This is a genomic window from Photobacterium lutimaris (genome assembly GCF_003025555.1).
Classification (GTDB): Bacteria; Pseudomonadota; Gammaproteobacteria; order Enterobacterales; family Vibrionaceae; genus Photobacterium; species Photobacterium lutimaris.
On record NZ_PYMH01000001.1, the window covers coordinates 252,500 to 278,020 of the forward strand.

The window sequence follows — 25,521 nt, forward strand, 5'->3', positions numbered from 1 at the left end:
TCATGGGCGGTTAGTCGGCGCGTAGCGAAAAAATGGTCCACTCTTCCAATACGTTTCCTTTTTCTCCCCGTACCCGAGCAGTAACCCGCCGGCTTAATGCGTTGGATTGCTCTATTGTGCTGGCTGTAACAGGTTCACTGTCACCAAAACCAAGGGTTTTAATCCGGTTCGGGCTGACACCATAGTCGATGAGCTGTTGGCGGACCACTTTGGCACGACGCTTTGATAGGCCAAGGTTGTATTCAGATGCCCCCACAGGGCTGGCATAGCCTTTAAGCTCAATCCTTGCGTCTGCATAGGTTGCCAAAAAGTCAGCCATTCTTTTGATTTGACTTAAAAATTCATCAGGTATTACAGTCGAATCATTGGCGAACAAGATATGCAGATCATTTGACTCCGTGCGTTCAACGAAAGTTGGACAGCCGTCGTTATCGACAATGGCTGAATGGGGGGTAGCTGGACATTTGTCACGAGCATTGATCACACCGTCACCATCATCATCGAGTAAATCCCGTGATTGGTCGGCGATCGGTGGCGCTTCAGCTTCTGTTGAGCATCCTGATAACGTGAGCAGTGCAAGCACGCAGGCTATCGTCAACCATAACAACGGTTTGGTACAGAGTCTTTTCATGGTTCCTCCTAGCGTACCGATTCCGACCACCGATTAGGAACATCGACCCGCATCTCTTCCAGCAACTGCCCGGTTGAATTCAGTACCCGGTATTTGGCCAGGATCCCGGCATAGTGTGCATCAAGGTACGCCTTCCTCGCATCAAACAGCTCATTTTCAGTATTGAGGACATCCAGCAGGGTACGTTTGCCGATCCGAAATTGTTTTTCATAGGCAATAACCGTACGAGCCGAGGCATCGACATGCTTTTGCAGGTAAAGGATCTGATTTAGTGCCAGCTCCATGCCGCTCCAAGCCAGCCGAGTGCTTTCTTCCAGTAAACGGTATGCACGATCGCGTACATCTTTCGATTGACTCAGTTGGTAGGCGGCACGGCGGCTTTCGGCCAAATCCGAGCCGCCGTTGTACAGGTTGTACTCCATCTTTAGCATCGCTTTGAATTCATCGGTGTGACCCGGTGTACCATCGATATCCTCTCCCCATTCTTGGGACGCTTCGATAGAAAAAGTGGGATAAAAATTCCCTTTGGCCTGCTTGTATTGGTAACTTGCGGCATCGATATCATTCTTAGCAACGAACAGTACAGGGTTCTTCTCTTTGGCTTGGTTGATCGCACTCTCGAGTGAGGTCGGGATATAGCGTTGGTCAACTTCTGGTTTTTCTAGATTTACCGGGGTACTGCCGACCTCGCGGTAGAACTCGGTGATCTTATCCTGCAGGTTGTTTTCCGCCGCAATCAGATTGGAGCGAGAGCGGGCCAGCCGGCCTTCTATCTGGGCCAAGTCGGCAGTTGAGCCAATGCCGGAATCAGTGCGCTTCTTGATGTCGGTGAAAATACGCTGGTGGACGGCGAAGTTAGTTTGCGATAACGCCAGTACTTCCTGAGCTTCAAGGGTGTCGAGGTAAATCTCTGTGACCCGTAGGGCTTTGTCTTGGGCGTCCGCCAGAAGTTGGTAGCGCTGTGCTTCGGCTTCCGCTTTGTTGCGCTGGATATCATGGTAGGTAATGGATCCATCCCAGATTAATTGGCGCAAGCTGATGGTGGCATCGAGCGGCTCATAGTCTCCGGTACTGTTGGTCGTATTGTCGTAGTCTTCGTATCCTGCACTGGCCTCTAGATCGACAGATGGCAAGTAATCGCCGACAGAAGAGCGGGTAGATTCATTTCGGCTCATGAACTCGTTGTAAGTCCGCTTGATTTCAGGGTTGGTCGCCAATGTATCAGCGACTGCCTGCTCCAATGACTGAGCGGTCGCCAAGGGGCAGTAGAGGAGAATAGTGATCAGCGTGGATGTTATCCTGCGACGAGTGCTAGCTTGTAAGAATCGTTTGGGTGAATCAGTCATAGAAAACGGCCCCTAAATAATCACTCTCTGAGTGCTGTTTGCTGTGCTTTCAGCACTGGGTTGAGTAAATACTGCAAGACGGTTTGCTCGCCTGTAATGATGTCGGCTACCGCATTCATCCCTGGAATTATGGGCAGCTGGTTGCCTGCTGGATCGGTAAATTCCGTTTCATCAGTTCGGATCCGGATTTGGTAGTAGCTATGCCCTTCTTCATCGAGCTGAGTATCGGCGCTGATATGTTCTAACGTGCCAGTCAGACCGCCGTACTGGGTGAAATCAAAGGCGGTAAACTTCACCATTGCGGTTAATCCCGGTCTTAGAAAGCCGATGTCCTTGGGGGATATCTGCGCCTCCACCAATAAGCTATCTTCGGTGGGGATCACCTCGATGAGATCCATGCCAGGTTGGATAACGCCACCAAGGGTATTGATATGGATTTTCTGCACCGTACCGTTAACTGGAGAGGTGACAAGGGTGCGCACGACTTTATCTTGTAAGCCAAGATGAGACTGACTTAGAGCATCTAATTTGTCAGACGTTTGATTGAGTTCTGATTGAATATCGGAGCGGAAATTGAGGGCTATATCGAGTCGCTTGAAAATTGATTCGTTCAATGCCGCTGTCATTGCCGGGATCTGCAATTCAGTCGATGTCATATCCCGGCGGGTTTCATTGACCTGTCGTTGTAACTTAAGCAGTTCAATTTTGGGCACGACACCTTCATCGGCCAGTGGTTTGGTGATCCGGTATTCTTCACTGGTCAGGTAATAGCTGTGTTTTTGATTTTTTAATCTAGCTCGAGCTTCTTCCAGTTCTCGAAGCTTTTGTTGGATCTGCTGGGCCATCAGGGTTAACTGATTATCTAAACTGGCCAGTTGATCGCGGTATTCGTTTTGTTGCCTTTTGACCAAGCCTGCATTCTGTTGGAGAAAGTGAGCCGGAAATTCGAGGTTGGCTGGTGATATGCTCACAGACTGACGCCACAATTTGCTGGGTGACTTGTCTGGTGGAGATGTGGTGATGCTGTTTAACAAGGCATTCAAGCGGATACTATCGGCTTTGATGCCCAGTAAATCCTGATTTTTTTCATCAAAATCGGCTTTGAAACGGGTGTCATCAAGCTGAATGAGCGGCTGGCCAACGGTGACCTGCTCCCCTTCTCGCACCAAAATGGCCTCGACAATTCCACCTTCGAGGTTTTGGACAATTTGCCGTTGTGAAGACGGAATGACCTTGCCTTGGCCGCGGGTGACTTGTTCTATCGGGGCATAAGCAGCCCATATGATAGCGGCGACAAAAAACAGTGCGATAAGCCACAGTAACAGGCGTGATCGGCCAGAGGCCTCAAGTATTGAGCCATAGCGTGAGTCTCGTACGTAGTCGAGATGCTGTGGTTTGATTCGCTGCTTGTGATTTGTCATGCCTTCGTACTTCACCTCGTAACGAAAGACACGTTAGCCAACCCACGTCCATATAGTGGTAACGAAAACAATGTTTTACCTGCTCGTTTTTTTCGTTCTAATTGGCAGGCACTGAATGATGAAAGCTTAGAGCACGGCTAAACACCCTGTCGTAACGAGTTTGGGAATTCTAAAACCTGAGAACGGTTCAAGGTTTGTGATAGTTGGCTCGAAAGCGAGACTAGAATTGAAGGGGTTTACATTCCTTATCATACAGTCAAGAGTAGTGCATATGGCTGATTCATCGTCGTCTAATACTCCCTCTAATGTATCTTCAAATTTTACGCAACCCAGTGAAGTAGAGCTTGCTGAAAGTATTGGAGTAACGGTGAATCAGGGAGATGTCTATCTTGTTAAGTCCAATGGACAGACCCAGGCGGTAGAAACGCGCGAGGCTATTCCTATTACCGCAGGCCAGATGATATTGGCTGATAGCAATTCGCAATACGTGGTCATGCGAAATGGCGAGCCGGTAATCGTTGACTGGCCCTGTCCGACCTGTGTGCTGATTGCTCCATTTAGTGATGCTGCTCCCTCCGGCAATGTAGACAGCGGCTTAGCGGATTTCCCAGCAAGTTTGGTTATCCAGCCTTTGGGGCAATTTCCTGATGAGGCATCCTTTGCTCAGCTCGGGCTAAGTGAGCAAGAGTTGGCAACTATTCAGGAGCAAATATTGGCTGGAGCCGATCCAACCGATATTTTGGCTCCGCCAGCTGCTGGTGCTTTAGGAGGGGCTAGCGGTACGGGTAGCAGTGGCGAAACAGCCAATGGCGGTTTTGTTATTATCAACTACAACGGCGATGCGACGTTGGCAGAAGCGGGCTTTGATACCCAGTTTGAGCGAAGTGATATTGCCGCCGCTGATGACACTCCGCCATTGTTTGCCCCTTCTGGCGGTGAAACGGGGGCAATGCAGTTAACCGAAGCCGACTTCTCACCCAATGCTTATCCTTCCGAGTCCTCAACACAAGTGATCGTGAGTGCCGGGTCACTCCCGCTAAACCCTGATTCTTTTACTTTCGCCCCGGCGTTGTTGGAAGACTTGTTGGCAGAATTAAATGCCGAGGTGACGTCCAGCGGACAGCCTGTTGCCTTTACGTTTGATCCCACCAGTAATGCAATTATCGGTATTAGCAACGGTCATACCGTGGTGGCCTTCCAGATCTCAGCTGAAACTGGCGGGAGAGATGTCACTGTAACCGTCACGACCTTGTTGGAGCGACCGGTTGATCACCTTCCCGATGGGGAGGGCGGTGGTCTAGTCACCAATATTGATGATGCGCTTACGGTGCTGTTGCCATTGCAAGGGGCTGACCTGGCAGGTAATCCCTTGGGTGTTCCTCTTCAGGTCAGCTCGGTTATCTTTGATGGCGAGAATCCATTGCTCGGCACTGATGCGGGTACAGTCATTGATGAAGCTGATTCACTTGGCATTGATATCGAAGGGGCAATCCCCTTGGATGTAGGCAGTGACGAAATCAGCACCTTGGTGTTTGATACTCTTCAGCCTGATTTGGAAGACATAACCAGCAACGGCTTTGAGACAACCGTATCAGTAAACGGTAACCAGCTGGAGCTGGTGGATAGTCGAGGAGAGTTGGTACTAACTATTTCTATCAACACCGATGGTCGCTATGTAGTCAGTCAAATACAGCCGTTTGATGAGTTGGATCGTGCCGAGCTGGTGTTGCAATTAGCGGTAACGGCAACTGATTTTGACGGCGACAGTACTAATGGTTTAGTGGTGCTGATCAGTATTGATGGTAATAGTCCACCGGGAGGAGAAATCGGCGAGATCACCGTTGTTGAGCCCGACTTGGAACCCAACAACTACCCGGAGGCTGGGCAAGACACCGTTGAACTAACTCCGGGCATAGATAGGTTGGATCCCGATACGGTTACGATTGATGAACTGGTATTGGCCGATCTCATCATCGAACTAGAGCAAGAGATAAGCTCGGGCGGGGAGCCGCTTACCTTTAGTTATGACGATGCAACCGATGTGCTGTCTGGCGTAAGGCCTGATGGCGAAGTCGCCATGACGTTAACACTGACTTCCGTGCAAAGCGCCGATGGGTTGGGGATCACTATTACCGCTGACTTAGTTCAATTGCTGCCGCTCGATCACCTTACCAGTGGAAACAGTGATGGGTTCGTGTCTGTAAGCGGCGAACAAATTATGGTGACGCTGCCGATTCAAGCCAATGACACCGACGGGGATTTCCTTGATACCCCAGCAATATTAACCACCACCATTATTGATGGGGATGTACCTACCTTCGGTACTGATTCTGGCGCTGAAATTACTGATCCGGATAATACGCCTGCTGGGCAGGTCAGTACGACAACGGGGTCAATCGAATTGAATGTGGGCAGTGATGCCATTGCCAGTGTGGTGTTTATCGATACCCCCGAACTTGCGAGTGTGGTTGCTGGCTTTACCAGCAATGGCGAGTCGGTTAGCTATCAAGTTGATCAAAACCAGTTGGTGATCAGCAATAACCAAGGCGAAGTTATACTGACGGTGACCATTACCAATGATGGCTCCTATATCCTCGAACAAAGTGATGCATTCGATCAACCAGCTGATAATAATCAGCTTAATTTGCCCATAAATATACGGGCAACAGATGATGATGGTGATACGGATGATAGCCAAATAGAACTGACTCTAATTGATGGCTCAGATCCCGCGGGCGGAGAAAGTGCTGTGGCTGCTATGGTGGAGCCAGATCTTGAGCCCAGTAACTATCCCGAAACTGTCGAGGCAACCTTGGATATTGTTGCCGGAGCCGATCGCCTTGTTCCTGATTCGGTATCGATAGATCCAGCTCAACTTGCCGGTGTGATAGCTGATTTGCAAGCGGTACTGAGCTCGGCCGGTGAACCATTGGCAGTAACATTTGTTGAAGCCAGCGGTTTGCTGGAAGCGCGTTTGCCTGATGGAAGCTTGGTGCTAACGGTTGCGATTAGCAGTATTCAGGCAGATAACGGTGACGACTTAACCGTATCGGTGATAACGACTCAACTTCAACCGCTCGATCACCTCGACACGACGCTTACTTCGCCCTATATCACCAGCAATGAAGAGGAAATTGTCTTTACCTTGCCGCTGATGGCAACCGATACCGACGGTGATGACTTAACCCAACCTGCCAGTGTCTCTGTGACAATTACGGATGGTGAGTTTCCGGCTTTGGGAGACGGGGCTGGAGTTAGTCTCAATGAAACCGACGATGCAAATCAGGCCATTGAGGGCACGATAAGTATTGATAGAGGCAGTGATGACGTTGCTTCACTGCTGTTTGCCGATACCCAGGCAGCACTTAACTTTACCAGTGATGGCAATCCAGTCAGCTTGGTGAGCGGTGGGACACCGATAGGTAGTGAAATCACTTTGGTAGATTCGCTGGGAAATACCATCTTGTTGGTCACCATCAATATTGATGGCGAGTTTGAAGCAACGCTCAGCGGAACGCTGGATCATATCGACAGTGATAGCCTGTTAATACCACTTGATGTGGTGATCACTGACGACGATGGCGACCAAACCCCTGGGCAGATAGCCATTACGATCACTGATGGCGATGATCCTGCTGGTGGTGGCACTATCGCCGTCGATTTTACTGAGCCGGACCTCGCCCCGCCTGACCAAGCGCCGAGCGAATACCCGCTCACCGAGCAGCAACTGGAGGTGATTGTCGCGGGCGCTGATCGTTTGGTGCCGGAATCTGTCCAAATCGGTCCTGAGCAATTGGCTGCGATTTTGGCTGAACTAAATAGCGAACTGACGGCCGGCGGCGGAGAGGCACTGGCATTTAGCTATGATCCAGTTACTAACGAGTTAGTTGGTGTGTTGGGAGACGGCACCACGGTGCTAACTATCGTGTTTACCCCGGTACAGTCCGGTAATGGTCAGGATGTCGATGTGACTATGACGGTGACGCAATCGGCACCACTGGATCACAATATCAATGGAAACAGTGGCGGATTTATATCGGTCAGTGATGAGTTGATATTGGTAAATCTGCCATTGCAGGCTACCGATGTTGATGGCGATAGCTTAGTTGCGCTGGTCAGTACGACCGCTTCGATTACCGATGGGCCGATACCCGAGCTTGCAGAGGGTAGCGTTGTCACGGTAAATGAAACAGCAGATCTCAATGTACCGACCCCCGGTCAAATTGGCGTTGATGTCGGCAGCGATGAAGTCGCGACGATTAACTTTGTGGCTGACCAACCCGCATTTGATAGCCTGTTTAGCGACGGCCTTCCGGTGCAGTTTGAGGTCGTTGGCGGCAGTACCCTCAATGCCTTTATTGATGTCAACGGTATCCCGCAGAGTGTGTTCACTGTGGTGATGACCCCGGACGGTGACTACACCCTGACCCTCAACAACAACCTTGATCATCTTGCCGGTGATACGATCTCGTTGCCGTTAGATGTATGGGTTACCGATGATGATGGGGATACCAATATCGGCACCGTCACTATCAATATTGAAGACGGTGATGATCCTGCCTTTGGCGACGATTCCGGATTGGCCCTCAATGAAGGCGATGATGGGACATCATCGGGGACAGGCAATATCGAGGTCATTCAAGGCAGTGACGATGTTGTTTCCGTCTTATTTTCTGCCGCACAACCTGCGCTAGATAATCTAACCAGTAATGGTTTTGACCTGGTAGTTACGGTTTCTGGCAGTCAAATTACAGTGGCTAGGGCCGATGACCCGAATATTGTGGTGCTGGATATCTCAATTGATACCACAGGTGGTTACAGTGTCACTCAGTTGCAAGCTCTAGACCAAATTGATGATTCTGATCTTGCTACCTTGGTGTTAGGCACCGAGGTGACAGATCGAGACAATGACACAACACAAGGTTCAATCACTATAACGATTGAAGACGGGACGGATCCTGTTGGCGGAAATACGGCACAAATAGCTTTCACCGAAGGAGATTTGACACCAGAACAAGATGACCCGGAGTACCCAGTATCCGGTGACGTAGCGATCACTATTGCTGCAGGCGTAGATCGATTGGAACCAGATACGGTCGATCTCGATCCGGTTCAGCTAGCAACGTTACTCGCTGAACTAGAGGCAGAAATTACCGCAGGTGGGCTACCGGTTACTGCTTCTTGGGATACTGGCACTGGCACTCTTACGCTATCTGCTGGTGGTGAAACGGTATTAACCGCAGTTGTTACTGCGGTACAAAACAGCGATGGTGAACAGGTCGATATCACCACCACTGTGACCCAGCTTAAACCCTTGGACCATAACGGAACGGATAATACCGGCTTGGTACGCCAGCAAGACGATTCCATTGTGTTTGACTTGCCCATTCAGGTTCAAGATACCGATGGTGACTTCCTGGAAACACCTGTGCTTATCACCACCACGATTACTGATGGTACTGATCCGGCTATCGGAACCATCCCCTCGGTAACGGTATTGGAAAGTGATATAGATGAGGGAGGAGATTTTCATCCCGGTTCGACACCGGATGATGATGGGGAAACCGCCACCGCAACAATCATCTTTGATTCCGGCTCGGATGAAATCGTTAACTATGAGGTCGATGTTGATGCGTTCAATACCGCGAATGCAGGCACGCTAACGGCTGGCGGGCAACAGGTCACCTTGGTTTTCAATACCGCCACCAACACCTATGAAGGCCAAGTGAACGGTGTGGTGATCTTCGTCTTGGCGTTTATCGCAACGGGCACCTCTGCGGATGATAGCTATAGCTTTACCTTGCTGGGTGCACTGGATCATATCCAACCAGATAATGATACCGAGCTGACCATTGCTTTCTCGACCACCGCTATTGATCAGGATGGCGATATCAGCCCGGCAGTGACTTTTGCCGTGACGATAGATGATGATATTCCACAGACCCAAGATGCTGTCTTCCAATCGATAGAAGAAGGGGAGTCGACAGAGACACTCGATGTACTGACAGTCCCTGAAGAAGGGGCCGATGATGCCGAAGTTACGGCAGTTATCATTGAAGGTGTTAGGCAGGAGTTGACGGGCACACCTGATGCAGAGGGTTTCTTTAGCTTTGACGTTAATCAGGACGGTCAGTTGCTCGGTCAGTTATTGATCAGTGCCGAAGGTCAGGTGTTGTTTAATTCTCTGCCAAATATCGACCATGGTGCCGAGCCGATTGTTGCCAATGTTGATTTTGAAGTGACCGATGGCGATAGCGATCTTAGCCAGAGCACATTGACGATGACCATCACTGACGAAGAACCGACGCTGGTGGTACAGCCTTCCGAAGGTGTTGAAGATCAAGGTCGGAACCCTGACGAATCGCTTGGCGATCCTACGACCGGGATCCCGATCAATATGTCGATAGATATTGGTGATGCGGATCGCGGTGAGCAGATCGGTGATGTGCGCATTGTCCTGCCGGCTGATCCTCATGGTCAGTTTTTCCTCAACGGCGTCGAGATAGAGCCTGTTGGGGGGCAGGTGTTAATTGATCCCACCGCATTTATCGATCCCGATGGTGATGGGGTGTTTGATCTGCAAGGTGTCACTTTCGTGCCGGAGCCGGATTACTCGACCTTGTTTGAGCTGAATAATCTATTGGACTTTACGGTAACCGCTGAGGTTGTGACCGTTGATGGGGTAAACCAGCCTCTGCAAGATGGCACTTTATCTATTAGTGTATTGGGTATTGCTGATGAGCCGGCTTTCGCTGATACCGCAGTGTTTTACTATGGCGATGGAGAGGAGGACGGCGACAACATCAGCCTCAGTGAGTCATTTCAGGCACTGTTACAAGATACCGATGGGTCGGAGGAGCTAACTTATTTTATTACCATCACTGAAGGGCAAGCCCAGATCATTGGTGAGGGGATAATTGAAGTCGCGCCGGGTGTGTTTGAAGTGCCAGTGACAGCAGTAGATACTATTGACATTGACCCTATCGATAATTTCAGCGGTGATATTCGTTTGAACCTGACCGCGCAAAGTACAGAACTCGGACACTTTGTGCCGGGCTCGGAAACGGCACAAATAACCGAAGAGATACTGGTGAACGTCCTTCCTGTAGCTGATGACGCCCAGCTCAAGATCAGCCGGGTAGAGTCACTAGAGGATGAACCTATCACTCTTGCTCCGCTTATCGAGTTAACTGAGCTTGATGATCTTGATGACGACTTCGGGGTTGAAACCCTGTTTGTCCGCATTTCTGAACTGCCTGATGGCGCACTGTTATCACAAAATGGGACTGTCCTAACTCCAGGTGGCGATGGCGTATATGAAATTCTCTATGAAGAATTAGATCAAGTCGTGCTGATCCCGGTACCGGAAAGTAATGTTGATTTTCAAATTAAAGTGGAAGGTGTCGTCAAAGATGTGGTCGACATTACCCTTGAGGATGGCACGGTAGAGACTGTTGAAGATGTGCTGGTCACACCCGCGCAGTTTATTGAAGTGGCATTAACCGGTGTGGTTGATGAGCCTGAATTTGAGCTCGGCGGCAGTAACTGGACCGAAATTGTTGGTAGCGAAGTCCCCGGGATTGAAACCACGGTTGATGAAGATACCGATGCAGTACTCGATTTCAGCTTGGTATCGGGTGAACTGGCCAATGCGCCGTTGGATGACTCTGAAACCCTGAGCTTTGTGGTGTCCAATATCCCTGAAGGCACTCAGATTTTTGATGCTGAAGGCAATCAACAAACACTGGTTTTTGTCGGTTTTGACGATGATGGCCTACCTCGTTATGAAGTGAAGTTGACCGGTGAGGATATTGGTGACCCCGATCAGCCCGTGGCAATCAGCATCCGTCCTCCGGAGAACAGCACGGAAGATATTGTGCTCGATGCCAATATTGTGGTGACAGAAAACGATGGTGACCAAGGTGAGTTCGTATTCCAGCTCGTTATTCATATCGAGCCCGTGGTCGATGCCGAGGATTACACAAGGGGAAGTAATGGGCTGGAAGATGAGCCGATTAATCTTAATTGGCAGCCGGTATTGACCGACAGCAAAGAGCAAATCACCGGATTGGTGGTGAATAATATCCAACCCGACTATGGCTTGCAGAGTAATGATGGCGGCACGATTACCACATTGACTGTTGATGCGGCAGGTTCAGTCACCTTGACGGAAGCACAGTTGACTCAGTTACTGAATGGGGCGCAACTGCAATTGCTGGCTCCGGAAGATTCTGATTTAAATCTTACTGGCGCAACGGCTATTAACACACAGGTTACTGTTACTGAAGTGGATGTCGACTCGACGGCAACCGATGTTCAAGTCGTCAACGGCACCTTGAATGTCATTATTCAGGCTGTGGTCGAGCCGGATGCTGAGATAGGCGTGATCCCGGCAGGCTCTACGGATTTTGTCGATACGATTGTCTCGAACGATGGCAGCTTGGATCTTGGTGGTGGGGATGGTTCAGATGGGCAGATCGTGTTTGAAGATCTCGATCCCAGCAGTGACGAGATCATTTTGTCTATTGTGATCACCTTCCCTGATCCTGAAGCCGATTTTGTTGTTATTGGCGGTATTAACAACGGCGATGGCAGTTGGACGGTACCGCAGGGGAGCCTGGGTGATATCCAGATCCTCGCACCGGCAGATTTTATCGGTACTGTGGACATAGCCATTGCTGCCGAGGTGCGAGATCAGAGCGATGATGTTGACCCTAGCACTGTTGAAATCGTTAACAGCACGCTGACTATCGACTTTCAAGGTAATACGCTCAACGATCAATTTGCGGCCGATATCGTCGTAGATGACAGCATTATTGTTACCGGTGCAGAAGATACAGCGGTGACTCTGGGGACTTTCCTGAATCAGATTGTGAGCCTAAGCACAGTCGGGGAAAACCAGGGAGATGATGAGCTTTCATTGGTGATCAGTGCTGCTAGCTTGCCTAATGGGGCCACAATCTCCGGCATGGATTTCAACTTTGTCACTGGTGAATATGTGATTAAAGTACCAGTTCAGGCGGACGGCAGCGTCGATTTATCCGGTATTACCTTGAACCTTCCGCAGGATTTTGCCGGTGACTTCTTGCTTAATGTGAAATACGTCAATACCGATACCGCCAGTGGTGATTTCAACGAAGTTACAGGTACCATTCCGGTGCGTATTGCGCCTATTGTCGATGTTCCCGACAGAACCGGTGACAATGTTCGGGTGCCAGATATTGGTGTGTCGGTGGTGGAAACCCAAGGTTTGGATGCGGATCGCCAATCTATTGAAGGCGGAGAGCCTGAGGTAATTTATCCGGATATCGCTTATGAGGACGGCACCATCATCCTCGACGTTACTGCTACCGTTGCCGATATCAGCACCACAACCCTAGAAGGTCTCGAGACCATCGAGCAGGCTGTTATTAGTGTTGGTGTTGCTGGTGGCTTTTTGCTTAATGCGGCAGGTGAGCAGGTGACCAGTCTGACAATCACCGATATTAGCGAGTTAGGTGCTATTCGTTATGTTCCTCCTCAAGATTTTAGTGGTGATGTCTCATTGGATGTGGCTGTCACGATTGTTGACACAGCCGAATATGATGAAACCACAGGGGCGACGATCCAAACCGATACAGCCAGCTTTGATGGCAGCATTATTTTTGAGGTGATAGCGGTTAATGATGAAGTGAACGTCATCGGGATTGATACTCCGGTTGAGGGCGATGAAGACAGTGGCGCTATTAGCTTTGCCGATATCAGCGGAAATGTGGTCGATATTGATGGTTCTGAATCGATCTTGTCGATAAAAATCGTCAACGTACCGGAAGGTTTTATTATTGACGGTGCAGATAACAATGGTGGGGGCGAGTGGAGTGTGGCTGTGCCGCCCGGTAGTGACTCTTTTGATTTAAGCAGCCTTGGCCTTATCCCACCAAAAGATTTCAGTGGCTCGGTGGAGCTGGAGATTGTGGTTTTCTCCAAAGAGGACAGTTTGGACTTACCTGTCGAAAATACGGCAACTTTCACCGTGGTGGTAAACCCCATTGCGGACCGGGTCGATATTGATGTCACTCCAACAGGCGAAGGCACCGAGGATGACAATATCGACCTTATCCTCAATATCGAAGCCTTTGATAACAGCGACAGTTATACCGGCAGCGGGACGAATGTGTCAGAAAATCCACCGGAAACGCTGCAAATTCAAATCAGTAATATACCTGATTCGAGCCAAATTGCCTTGCCTGATGGTGTAACAGGCACGGTAGCGGATCAGGGAGGTGGTGTCTGGTTGGTCACGGTCGATAGTTCAGATTTGGACCGCCTAGTGTTTATACCCGGCGATGCCAACAGTGATAATTGGAATGGCCAGTTGGACTTGGAAATCCGCGCTGTTGATCAAACTGACGTGGCTACCGACGATATTGCGCAGTTTGTGACGATCAATTTGGATATTGAGGCGGTTAATGACGCACCAGAGTTGCCCGTTATTGGAGATCAGACTGTGGAAGAAGACTCGCCATTGGTGATCAGCGGTTTGAGTGTTACCGACATCGACTTCGATGAGGCGGGTAGCAGTGGGGTGATGACAGTCACCGTCACGGCCAACAATGGTGGTCTAACAGCGGTTGAAACCACTGGGGTTACGATAACGGATAACGGCAGTGCTGCGGTTACACTCGAGGGTAGTCTTACAGATATCAATACGGCGCTAGCTGCAGGGGTTACGTATTTGGGCAATCCTGAGTTCAAAGGTGATGATGTCATCAATGTGGTTGCCAACGATAACGGCAATGTCGGATCGGGTGGGCCGCAGCAGGCCGCTATTATTATCAATGTCACCGTTACCCCTAAACCTGAGCCACCGACGCTAGAGCTAACAGTGCCCCAACTGGCAGATACACGTGCCACCTTGAACACATTAGTCCCATTACTCGGGCTGGTGGTGATCCCCGCTGATGCCGATGAAGCCTTGTTTTTGGAAGTGCGGAACCTAGGCGCTGGGCGGTTGGTCGATAGCTCCGGGGCTGAAATTGGTACCGATAACGGTGATGGTAGCTGGCGGGTGGCAAGCAGTGAGCTTGATAATATCTTCGCGGCAGATCTCCCCGAAGGCACGAACAGCTTGACCTTAGTCGGCATCTCGCAGGAAATAGATGGTAGTGAAGCCGAATCGACCGAGCTGTTGATTGGAGTCCGTATCGATGACTTAGCCAACACCGGTAATGACGTCGGCGCGGGGGACAACGACGCCGAAAACCTTGTGCTCGGTAGCGATGCCGATGAACGTTTATTCGGCGGACTGGCAGATGACATCTTAGTCGGGGCTGGAGGCAGTGATGAGCTGCTTGGCGGCGCAGGTAATGACGAACTGTGGGGCGGTGAACTCAATGGTACCGGTGACGGTGCTGCAGATGTCTTCACGTGGCAAGCTGCAGATGTGTCCACCTCTGGCACGCCGTTTACCGATATAGTGAAAGATTTCGAAATCAATCTCGATCTGCTCGATATTGCTGAGATCTTACCGGATAACGGCGACGATGACCTCGATCGCCTACTCAATAACATCACGGCTGGTATTGATGCTGATGAGACAGTGAATCTGTCGGTCGCGGTCAGCGATACCTCTGAGCAAAACATCGTCGTTGAAAATATCGATGTCGCGTCATTAGGGCTTGGTACGGGCTCGACATCGAATGAAATCATTAATGAGTTATTTACTAACGGGGTGTTTATTGTGGATTAAGCATTCTAAATACTTCATCACTTTTTTCATCAAATATTTCTTTAACGGAATGACGATTGGTTTTGGCTACGGATATCCACTGCAAGCCTGTTCCGTCAGTATGCTTAAATTCGATTTGTAGCTCATACCTTTTAATTGAAGCGAGTGCTGATACTATTCCGCCAACAAGTACGAGGGGGGCTGTAAGTAGTCCCATAGTCGGTGGGGCGATAACCCATAATATACTCGAAATAAGTAAACCAAAGAAAACGGCCCTCAAAATATGATCTTTAAATTTGTTAGTCTTGACCCTTACGCGATTGATCTTTTTTAGTTGGTATATATTCTTTTTATATCGCATGCTACTTGTTGTAACCTCAAAATCATTAGAAACAATCATTTTACACTCACGTTTTTTAGCCAATTAGGATGATATTAGCGACAGCTGTCAAAAATGAATCAACCAACAATATTTTCCTTACACTAACACCGCGTATATACTAATACCAATGGAAACAATGACTTAAGCGTCACGTTTCGAGGTTTAAATTTATCGAAATTTTTGTAATTTGCTAAATTAGCAAACCTATAACGCACCTTAGACCAGTTAGGTGTTCTGTTCATAGCCACCACACCACCAAGAACAATCTTCAAGATCACATTTATCCCAAATATTCATCCTATTACTATTCAATCTTGGCATATAAGCCTTTATGATTGCTGAGTGTACTCATTGAATAGGACAAGGAATGCCATGAAGAACTCGTTTGATCACGCTTTACCGAATGCTGAAGGCTATTTTGGTGAATATGGTGGAAGCTTTATTCCTGAAGAGCTGCAAAAAGTGATGGAAGATATCACGGCAGCCTATGATGAATGTCGCCAAGACCCGGCGTTTCAGGAAGAATTAGCGCGGTTATATAAACACTTTGTTGGCCGACCAAGTCCTATTTTCCATGCTGAGAACCTATCGGCTAAATACGGTGCGCCAATTTATCTGAAGCGCGAAGATCTCAACCATACCGGTGCGCATAAGATTAACCACTGTCTTGGCGAAGCCCTTGTGGCCAAGAAAATGGGTAAGAAAAAGCTGATTGCCGAAACAGGAGCTGGTCAGCATGGCGTGGCGCTGGCAACAGCAGCCGCGCTGGTCGGGTTGGAGTGTGATATTTACATGGGCGAGGTAGATATTGCCAAAGAGCACCCGAACGTTGTTCGTATGCGTATTCTCGGTGCCAATGTCATTCCGGCTACCCATGGCCGAAAAACATTGAAAGAGGCGGTGGATGCCGCCTTTGAAGCTTACCTGAAAGATCCTATCAACCAGCTGTATGCCATTGGCTCTGTGGTTGGTCCGCATCCTTTCCCAATGATGGTCCGTGACTTCCAGTCGATTATCGGCAATGAAGCCCGTATCCAGTTTAAGGATATGACCGGAAACCTACCCAATAACTTGGTAGCCTGTGTTGGTGGTGGCTCGAATGCGATGGGACTGTTTACCGCTTTCTTAGATGATCAGGATGTTGCTATTCACGGTGTTGAGCCAGCTGGACGTTCATTAACGGAAGTGGGTGAGCATGCAGCGACACTGTCTTTAGGCGAGCCGGGCGTGATGCACGGTTTCAAGTCTTATATGCTCAAAGACGAACATGGCGAGCCTCAGGAAGTGTATTCAGTCGCCAGTGGCCTGGATTATCCGTCGGTAGGTCCTCAGCACAGCTACCTGAAAGATATTGGTCGCGTGAACTACGGTACTGCCAACGATCAGGAAGCGATTGATGCCTTTTTCGAGTTATCACGCTGCGAAGGAATTATTCCGGCAATCGAGTCGGCCCATGCTTTGGCCTATGCCCTGACGTTGGCCAAGCAAGGTGAAAAAGGCTCAATCCTAATTAACCTGTCTGGTCGTGGTGATAAAGATATCGACTTTGTGGTCGAGAATTATGGTAAAGAATACGGTATTGAATCACTGATTTAATTTAACACACACGAAACTAGACCGTTGAGCAAGCCAGCGAGTTATCTTCGCTGGCCTTTTATTGTCTCAGTTTTCATCACATAGTGTCTGCATGTCAGTCAGTGTTTATTGATTCTTAAATCACTCTTTTTAGTTTATTTTTGCTAGGGTTAATGCAAATTTTAGCAACGTTAAGGATATAGCGACATGGAAATGGATTGGGTTAATGGTATTTTGAGGTTTGATTCCTTTTTTGCCGTCACCATCGGGATTCTGGTGTTATTTATTGGTCGCCAACTTAATAGTGTGTTTAAGCCGCTCAAAGAGTTCAGTATTCCTGAGCCGGTAACAGGCGGTATTCTGTTTTCGGTACTGATTGCGCTTATTTATAGTGTGTCGGATATAGCCATCGAATTTGATTTGGTCGCTCGTGATGTACTCTTGGTGTACTTCTTCACCACGATTGGTATCAATGCCAGCCTGAAGGATTTGCTCAAAGGGGGCTTGCCGCTGGTTATCCTGCTGGCGATCACCATTGGCTATATGATGGTGCAGAACTTTACCGGGATTGGTGTTGCAACAGCGTTCGGCCTCGACAGTTCGGTGGGAATGCTCGGCGGCAGTGTATCGTTAATTGGTGGTCATGGTACTGCAATTGCCTGGGCACCGCGTATTTCTGAAGGTTATGGCATCAGTAACGCGATGGAAATTGGGGTAGCCTGTGCCACTTTCGGCCTGATATTGGCAAGCCTGATGGGCGGCCCTATCGCCAAGTTCTTGATCACCAAACATGACTTGAAGCCAGAGAAAAAAGAAGCATTGGATATAGGGGTAGCGGAAGATAGTTCAAACGGCCATATTACCGGTTTTGATTTCCTTGATGCCGTTTTCTCTATCCACGTCTGTGTCATTCTGGGCTACATCCTCAACGAGTCAATTGCTGAGATGGGCTTGCAGCTACCGCTTTTCGTCACCTGTTTGTTTGCTGGTATTGTAATGACCAATATTGTGCATAATATCGGTTTTCGTCGGATTACCGGTACCCGTTGGCCAGCAAGAAAACCCGCAGTAGCCCTAATTGCAGATATTGCCTTGGGGACTTTCTTGGCGATGTCATTGATGAGTATGCAGCTATGGACGCTGATTGATTTGGCTGGGCCGATTTTCGCCATTCTTACCGCGCAGTTTATCATTGCGGTATTGATCAATATCTTTATTGTTTTCCCGGTGATGGGGAAAAACTACGATGCGGCGGTAATTTGCTCTGGCTTTGGCGGTATCTCGCTAGGTTCAACACCAACAGCCATGGCTAATATGTCTGCGGTCTCCCTGCGCTACGGTAACTCCCACCTTGCCTTTATCATTGTGCCTCTGGTGTGCGCGTTTTTTATCGACTTGGTCAATGCTCTGATGATCCCGTACTTCCTTGCGAATTTTTAATTTTTCCATTTCTAAATGAACCTCAGCCTTTTGAGCACGATAACTTCAATCGCCACTATGGCTACAAGTCCGATACAAAACAGAGTGAATGCCAGTGGATTATCAATCCCCGGCATTCCTCCAATGTTGACGCCAAGTAAGCCTGTGAAAAAGCTTGCGGGAAGGAATATGCCAGCAATGACAGAAAATAAATAGGTATTTCTATTCATTCTTTCTGTTTGTTGCTGGTTGATATTGGCAAAGTAAAGATTGACCTGGTCGATATAGAACTCAATAGATTCGTTCATTCTCACAATGGTATCTAGGCAGTTTTTGAAATGGTTCTTGTGTCCGGCCAACACCTTAATATCAGCTTGTATCAGGTCTTCTAGTACATAGCGCTGTGGCTTGAGATATCGGCGTAGCCGAAGCAGGCGAGAAGATATCGCATTGATCTCTTTGGGATCGGCGGTGAGATTGTGGTCCATGTCATTGAGCGTATCTTCTACGGGGGCAAGAAAACCTGAGATGATCCCGTTTATGCTGTTTGCCATTGCTTGCAGCAGGTCCGGTAAGCTACGCGGACCGTTTCCTTGTTCTAGCTGGTTAATGATATTGGTGACGGCTCGTGAAGGTACTTTACGTGTTGAGATAAGGGCACCTTTAAACCAGAGAATACGTAGGCTGAGCATATCATCGGGCTCAGCCCCTTGGTTGAGATTGATGCCACGCAATATCATCAAAAAACAATCGTCGCTGTATTTTTCAAATCGCGGACGTGTGTCATCGGTTAGAAGAGAGTCAACAACGGCCTCAGGGATCTGGCTACCTATTAGCCAGTCCTTCAGACCAGCGGCATCTCGTTGGCAGTGATACCAATTTTCGGCGAGGACCTGTTGTATCTCCGGATGCTTCTGTTTTGCTGCGCCGGATGAAAAATCCCAGCTAGAAATGATAAATCCTTTCATCACACATTCCTTTTTGGTTGATGTGTAATTAATTCACTAGAAAATGGTTTCTTGCAATAATTTCGTCAAGGATTGATATCTGTATCATGGCTATTTTGCACTGCGGCTACGTAATTTAAAAATTCTCATCTATATTTCAAGCTATTGAGATACAGGGGAGTTTTCTATGCGTGCCAGGTTGGCTTGCGGATTATCTTCGTGCTTTAAGGCCTTGCTGTCAGGTGCTTTGTTAGCCGCCGCAGTTGTTCCCTGCCAAGTGATGGCAGAAGAGGGAGCAAGTAGTCACTATCGTCCGGGTACCTTGTCATCAAGGATAAACAAAATCCCACCCCGTCAATCGGTCAATGTGTATCTGGATTTGAGTGAGTACGAAGGACGCTCCCGAAGTGGACTTTCAATACCGTTGGCCGGTTTGACGGTAAACGACCTGAATATTACCTCCCAAACCTATTCGATGAACGTTATTTGGAATCCGGGGGTTCAATTAAAAGGCGGCTGGCAATATGCCATGGCGATTGCGCTGCCATACAGTTCGGTGGAAATATCTGCCAGCCAAGAACATAATACGCAAGGGCATCGCTTGCGAGACTGGGATAGTGGGTTAGGCGATATTGTCATTTCACCTTTGATGCTGGCTTACTCTTTATCTGAATATTGGCTAACGGAAATTCATTTTAACCTTTATGCACCAACGGGCGGTTTTGAGGCCGGTAAATTGGCCAATGTCGGTAAAAATTACTGGAGCTTTTCACCTGTTGCTTGGCTGCAGTACATTGAGCCGATCACTGGACAAGAATTTACTGTGTCTGGCGGAATCGATTGGAATACCAAGAATGAGGATACCGACTATCAGACGGGTACCCAGATGCATGTTGAATCGACGCTGATCCAATATGTTCCTTTGTTGTGGGGGTTCACCGGGATCGGCTTGTCGGGGTATTGGTACCAACAGATCCGTTCGGATTCAGGCAGTGGGGCCGTGTCGGGAAACGTCAAAGCAAAGGCTGTCGGACTTGGACCTGTACTGAGTTACCAAACAAAATGGTCAGGGCGATCTGTTCGAGCAGAATTAAAGTGGATCAATGAGTTGGAAGCTCGAAACCGCCCTGAAGGCGATCTGATTTCCTTAAAGTTATCTGCCCAGTTTTAGGGCTTTTTTAATCGACTTATCGCACTGAGCGACTGACCATGACACGCTGTTGGTATTGTGTATCACATCTAAGACATATCAAGTATTAGCGTCCTAAAAGCATTCGCAATCACTAAGCTGTGAGTAATATACCCAAGTTACCTCAAGGTGCAGGATTCAGAGGGTTGTCAGCGCCTTCAATCCAAGGCGAAGGTTTGCAGGAATGGCATTTAATAATACCCACCCCACCGGACGGGATGTTTGAGTTGTTACATCCCGCTGTAAAGTTATCCAGTTAGGCTGTAGCAAGCTCCTTTTATTGTCGATTATTCTATTGAGTTGATGTGGTTATGGCAGCGATGATGTACCAGCCGACGATCGATCCTATCGAGTCGCTGAGTGATGAGCAGTTGCAGCAAGCAATTGCCGATAGGCTTAACAAGCAGTTGAACAATAAGGATGTTGCCACACAAACTGCGCAGTTTTTGATGGACTCTTTACTCAATTGGCATGCTGAAACCGTTTCGGTCAAACAGGTAGAGAGTATTCTCGCTTTTGCATTTGGAAATCGTATATCCCCCAATGGCAACCAGTATCCGGGGCCGATGAATGAGGCGATTGCAGATACGGTCGTGTCATTATATCGCCGAACGAGTGTGCCGGTTTATGCCCAGTGGGAGGTCGCAGAGGCCGTCGGTAACCGGATTCCTGCCAATGATCTCCATGCTATTTATCCTCGTCTTTCAGGGAAGGGCAATACGAAATACCTTTGTACCCTGGGAGTCGCTGAGAAAGCGGTATCAATGGCTGGAGGTGTTTCTAATTTGGGTAAAACGGCGGTGGTTGCTTTTTTTGAGCATAGCCTGCGTACCGTAGATAGCGCACGTGACGCGGGTATAGAGGCGTTTTTGCCACAAGGGGTAGAAATGCCACGCCAGTTTGATCCCGACTCGGGGCAGGCGTGGACGCGGGATCAGCAAACCTATGTCTTGCATGAAATCCGCACCCGTGCGACCAATGAGCGTGATAGATTAATCCAATTAAAGAAAAGCGAAGGGTAGGCCTTCGCTTTTTTATTGGTTATTTACCGAGCACAAACTCTTCAATCACTTTTGCCACACCGTCGTTGTCGTTGGTGTCAGTGACATGGTTGGCAATTGCTTTGATATCATCGGTAGCATTACCCATTGCAACACCAAGGCCGGCGTATTTGATCATGTGGTGATCGTTGCCTGCATCACCCATGCAAATCACTTCGCTGGCATCTAGGCCTAAATGCTCGGCAAGCATGGCAACGCCTGTGCCTTTGTTGCTGTTTGGGTTCATCAGCTCAAGGAAGAATGGGGCGCTCTGGACAACCGTGTACTGGGAGTACAGGCTCTCAGGTAGTTGGTTGATAGCCGCAGTAAGAATTTCAGGATCGGCAACCATCATCACCTTGATCACTTCTTCATCATCTGCAAGCTCTGCAAAATCAAGTACCGTGGTTGGTACGCCATTGATCACTGATTCGTGCTCGGTGTATGGGTTGTTCTGTGGGGTGATCAGGCCACGCTCCGGCGTGAAGGCATGGATGAAAGTACCGAAGTCATTGGCTAGGCTAGCAATGTTCTTGGCATCACGGCCTGTCATGATCTGCTTGCGGATCACTGTTTTGCTTTCTACACGTTGTACCAATGAGGCGTTGTAGCTAAGGACGTAATCATTTTCGCCAGTCATACCCAGTTCATCAAGGTATTTGGTCATGCCTTCTAGTGGGCGGCCTGAGGCCAACACCACTTGCACACCATTGTCGCGTGCGGCCTGAATAGCTTGTTTGGTTCGTGGAGAAACGGCTTTTTGCGAATTAAGCAATGTGCCATCCATATCAAGAGCAACCAGTTTGTACATTGATTCGTCCAATCAGTGAAAAATTTTAGAACCCGCATACTAATCAATTTTTGTGATCAACTCGACACCCTTTGATGATGTTACTGTGACATTTCAACGTTAGGTTGATATGTGTCAATCACATAAATAGGGCGTCAAACATTAAGGGGGCCAGCGTTACAGTTTGTTACTTATCTGGAAATGGGACAAAGGTATAAGTTTTTGAATTAAATCATAAAACACCTTTATTTCGATCTTGGTTTCTAACATGTAATAAGTGATTGTTTTATCAGGTTATATCACCATTTTCATCCATGAAATGTGTGAAACTATCAAACAACGTACGGGGATTTGTGGTTTTTCTCACTGTTTAATTCGCATGGCGAATTTAATATTTCGTCATCGATAAGGGGTGAGTGTTAATGGTGTCCAGCCCCCCATGTAACGTTGAATAGTAACGCTGGATATCACCCCAATAAATAATGATGAGTATGTCTGAGGAATAATCATGAAAAAAACGATCCTGTCTGCGTTGGTTCTGGGCGCCATGCTGTCGCCGGCAGTGAATGCTGGGGCACCGAATACCGATTTGAATTTAATGCCTTATCCACACTCAGTTGAACTTCGTGACGGCAAGGTCGAAATTGATGGTGATTTCAAGGTATTCATCAAAGGGTATCAGTCTGAGCGTGTAGCGTTTACGGCTAAGCGTCTGCTGAAACGCCTCGAACGCCAAACCGGTGTACCGATGCTAAACCCATATGTCGATAGCGAAGCCAAAGCAACATTGGTGATTGATATTGATCAGGCACCGAAAACAGCAGTTCAAACCGTTGAGGCTGACGAGTCTTACACCTTGACGGCTAAGAATGGCAAGATTGTGTTGGCTTCTGAGCGCCCTTATGGTGCTATCCGTGGTATTGAAACCTTGCTTCAGTTGGTTGAAACCGACAGTACAGGCTACTTTGTGCCGGAAGTGACCATTGAAGATACTCCACGTTTCCCATGGCGTGGTGTGTCTTACGATACGTCTCGTCATTTTGTTGAAATTGATGTGATAAAGCGTCAGTTAGATGCGATGGCGTCGGCGAAGATGAATATTTTCCACTGGCATATCTGGGATGATCAGGCTATTCGCATTCAATTGGATAGCTATCCGAAGCTATGGCAAATGACCTCGGATGGTGATTACTACACCAAAGATGAAATTCGTGGCGTAGTCGAATACGCCCGTAACTTGGGTATCCGAGTGATCCCTGAAATCTCGCTGCCGGGTCATGCGTCGGCGGTTGCTCATGCCTACCCGGAACTGATGTCTGGTGGGGAAGGGCAAAGCTACCCGCACCAGCGTGAGTGGGGGGTGTTTGTTCCGCTGATGGATCCGACTAACCCTGAACTGTATACCTTCCTCGGTAAAGTGTTTGATGAAGTGGTCGAGTTGTTCCCAGATGAATACTTCCACATCGGCGGTGATGAGCCAAACTATGCGCAGTGGACCGACAGCGAAGAGATCCAGGCGTATATCAAAGAAAAAGGGCTAGACGGCAACCACGGTCTACAGTCATACCTCAATTCACGCGTTGAAAAAATGCTCGACGAGCGCGGTAAGAAGATGATTGGCTGGGATGAGATCTGGCATAAAGACTTACCGACCTCGATTGTGATCCAGAGCTGGCGAGGGCATGACAGTATTGGCCGTGCAGCAAAAGAAGGCTATCAGGGGATCTTGTCGACGGGTTACTACCTCGATCAGCCGCAGCCGACGAGTTACCACTATCGTAACGATCCAATGCCAACAGGTATTACGGTGGATGATAAGCTGCATGCCGGTGAGACATTCGCGACTTACGAGTGGCAGAAACCGCGTACCAAAGGTGGACCACGTAAGGGCCTAATTACGATTATCGAAGATACAGACGGCAACTTCCGTGCGTTTACCGATTATAACGGTAAGTCACGTGAAGAAGTGTACATTCTTGAATACGTGCCGGGCAAAGTGTTCCGTGGCCATTTCGATAACTTCATGTCTTATACCGAGTTCAACCTTGCTTTTGATGGTGGTGAGTTGGCTGGCAACAGCTACCAGCTTATCGGCAACGTGCGTTGGCCGACTACAGGTAAGTTGATTGCAGGTACCGAGATTGACGACTCAGTGATCCCTGAGCCAAATGGCGGTTACCCTGCTGATTTGACCGAGGAAGAGCAGAAACTGATTTTAGGTGGTGAAATTACGGCATGGGCAGAGAACTACGACTCGATGACGGTTGAAAACCGTCTCTGGCCTCGTAGCTATGCGATTGCCGAGCGATTCTGGTCACCGGTTGAGCTGACAGATGAAGACAGCATGTACAAGCGTATGGCGGCTATTGATAACTGGTCTGAAATTTCACTTGGCCTGCAGCACCACAACAAAGCCATGATGATGTACAAGCGTCTGGCAAATGGTCAAGATGTTCAGCCGCTGGTGGCATTGGCTGAGTACACCGAACCTGCTCAATACTATGCACGTAACTGGGAGAAGTGGATCCAGACACCGAACCATGGTGATTTGTATAACCAGTACGAGCGTCTGAACCGTTTTGTCGATGCGCTGCCAGTTGAAAGCCATGCCGTTTACGACATGGTAAAACTAGTCAACCAATATGCCGAAGGTGACAGTGAGGCACTGGAAGCCTTGAAGGGGCATTACGAAACGGTGCTGCAGGCTGCTCAGCAAGCCAAGCCAATTCTGGCGGCAAATGTGGCTTCGGTAGACAGTGTGGTCATTGCTGAGAAGACAATCGAAGTGGCTGAGATAGGGTTGACTATTATTGCCAAGCTGGAGCAGAACCAGTCGGTTAGTGAAAAAGAACGAAGTGAATACTTAGTTAAATTGAATGATGCTGCAAAAATTTACGATGAAGCGATTGTGGCGATTGTTAAACCAACAGAAATGTTAGTGGTGCAATCTAACAGCGGCAAATAATGCGCGGTTAGTTCATTGTATTGAAATGTAATTTGAAAACGCGCCTCTAAGGGCGCGTTTTTTATTAGTGTGGAGTTTATCAAAAAACAAATCATTCATAGCAGTGATA

The 25,521-nt window shown here is 48.5% G+C and carries 12 protein-coding genes; 6 read left to right on the forward strand and 6 right to left on the reverse strand.

Annotation, left to right across the window (positions count from 1 at the left end):
• Positions 1–10 precede the first annotated feature (10 nt).
• The 3 genes from C9I99_RS00905 to C9I99_RS00915 are packed head-to-tail and all read right to left on the reverse strand — an operon-like array spanning position 11 to position 3,398.
• Positions 11–631 (reverse strand): OmpA family protein, encoded by a 621-nt coding sequence (locus tag C9I99_RS00905; protein WP_107346966.1) that lies wholly within the window; start codon positions 629–631, stop codon positions 11–13.
• Positions 632–639: 8 nt separating this feature from the next.
• A complete protein-coding gene (locus C9I99_RS00910; RefSeq protein ID WP_107346967.1) occupies positions 640–1,977 on the reverse strand; it encodes a TolC family outer membrane protein in 1,338 nt (445 codons plus the stop codon).
• Positions 1,978–1,997: 20 nt separating this feature from the next.
• Positions 1,998–3,398, reverse strand: coding sequence for an HlyD family type I secretion periplasmic adaptor subunit (locus C9I99_RS00915; protein WP_107346968.1), 1,401 nt, complete (start codon positions 3,396–3,398; stop codon positions 1,998–2,000).
• A 271-nt stretch (positions 3,399–3,669) separates the two neighbouring features.
• Between C9I99_RS00915 and C9I99_RS00920 the strand changes: the two genes are divergently transcribed.
• Complete coding sequence (locus tag C9I99_RS00920; RefSeq protein ID WP_107346969.1) at positions 3,670–15,126, forward strand: retention module-containing protein; 11,457 nt, start codon at positions 3,670–3,672, stop codon at positions 15,124–15,126.
• Here C9I99_RS00920 and C9I99_RS00925 read toward each other — a convergent pair.
• Positions 15,113–15,505, reverse strand: a complete 393-nt coding sequence (locus C9I99_RS00925) for a DUF6232 family protein (protein WP_107346970.1) — start codon at positions 15,503–15,505, stop codon at positions 15,113–15,115. The two genes, C9I99_RS00920 and C9I99_RS00925, sit on opposite strands and share 14 nt — an antisense overlap.
• 354 nt (positions 15,506–15,859) lie before the next feature.
• On the opposite strand from C9I99_RS00925, the gene trpB reads away from it, so the two are divergent.
• Entirely contained in the window at positions 15,860–17,083 is a 1,224-nt protein-coding gene (gene trpB / locus C9I99_RS00930) for a tryptophan synthase subunit beta (protein ID WP_107346971.1), read from the forward strand.
• 192 nt (positions 17,084–17,275) lie between these two features.
• Positions 17,276–18,502, forward strand: coding sequence for a sodium/glutamate symporter (gltS, locus tag C9I99_RS00935; RefSeq protein WP_107347809.1), 1,227 nt, complete (start codon positions 17,276–17,278; stop codon positions 18,500–18,502).
• A gap of 11 nt (positions 18,503–18,513) precedes the next feature.
• On the opposite strand, the gene C9I99_RS00940 is transcribed toward gltS, so the two are convergent.
• Positions 18,514–19,449: a CorA family divalent cation transporter gene (locus C9I99_RS00940; protein ID WP_107346972.1), complete on the reverse strand. Its 936-nt coding sequence runs from the start codon at positions 19,447–19,449 to the stop codon at positions 18,514–18,516.
• Between the two features lie 166 nt (positions 19,450–19,615).
• On the opposite strand from C9I99_RS00940, the gene C9I99_RS00945 reads away from it, so the two are divergent.
• Together C9I99_RS00945 and C9I99_RS00950 are read left to right on the forward strand one after the other, a co-directional pair.
• Positions 19,616–20,599: a SphA family protein gene (locus C9I99_RS00945; RefSeq protein ID WP_107346973.1), complete on the forward strand. Its 984-nt coding sequence runs from the start codon at positions 19,616–19,618 to the stop codon at positions 20,597–20,599.
• Positions 20,600–20,928: 329 nt separating this feature from the next.
• The gene (locus tag C9I99_RS00950; RefSeq protein ID WP_107346974.1) at positions 20,929–21,639 is read left to right on the forward strand and encodes a hypothetical protein; all 711 of its coding nucleotides are present in this window, start codon (positions 20,929–20,931) and stop codon (positions 21,637–21,639) included.
• A gap of 19 nt (positions 21,640–21,658) precedes the next feature.
• On the opposite strand, the gene yidA is transcribed toward C9I99_RS00950, so the two are convergent.
• Positions 21,659–22,468 (reverse strand): sugar-phosphatase, encoded by an 810-nt coding sequence (gene yidA, locus C9I99_RS00955; RefSeq protein WP_107346975.1) that lies wholly within the window; start codon positions 22,466–22,468, stop codon positions 21,659–21,661.
• Between the two features lie 487 nt (positions 22,469–22,955).
• Between yidA and C9I99_RS00960 the strand changes: the two genes are divergently transcribed.
• On the forward strand, positions 22,956–25,412 hold the full coding sequence (locus C9I99_RS00960) for a family 20 glycosylhydrolase (protein WP_107346976.1): 2,457 nt from the start codon (positions 22,956–22,958) through the stop codon (positions 25,410–25,412).
• Positions 25,413–25,521: the final 109 nt, after the last annotated feature.